1 pseudogene is annotated in these 461 nt (G+C 37.1%); it reads left to right on the top strand.

The window, feature by feature from the left end:
- Positions 1-461 (top strand): annotated as a pseudogene (locus tag J7R05_RS08005) (transcription termination factor Rho); the annotation flags it as partial.

Genomic DNA, 461 nt, shown 5'->3' with positions numbered 1-461 from the left:
CGCGATGTCGTTATTCTTCTCGATTCTATTACACGTCTTGGACGTGCGTATAATACGGTTGTTCCTTCATCAGGAAAGGTTTTAACAGGTGGTGTAGATGCAAATGCGCTACAGCGTCCAAAGCGTTTTTTTGGCGCAGTACGTAACATTGAAGAAGGTGGATCTTTAACCATTATTGCAACGGCTTTGATTGATACTGGTAGTCGTATGGATGAGGTTATTTTTGAAGAATTTAAAGGTACTGGTAATTCGGAAATTGTTCTCGATCGTAAAATTGCTGATAAGCTAATTTTCCCAGCTATGGATATATTGAAGTCAGGAACACGTAAAGAAGAGCTTTTAGTAGCACGGCAAGATTTACATAAAATGTTTGTACTTCGTCGTATTTTGGCGCCTATGAATGTAACAGATGCAATTGAGTTTTTGATTGATAAATTAAAACAAACAAAAAACAATAGTGA

Source organism: Bartonella capreoli (genome assembly GCF_902813205.1).
GTDB lineage: Bacteria > Pseudomonadota > Alphaproteobacteria > Rhizobiales > Rhizobiaceae > Bartonella > Bartonella schoenbuchensis.
This window is presented reverse-complemented; position numbering and strand designations above follow the sequence as displayed.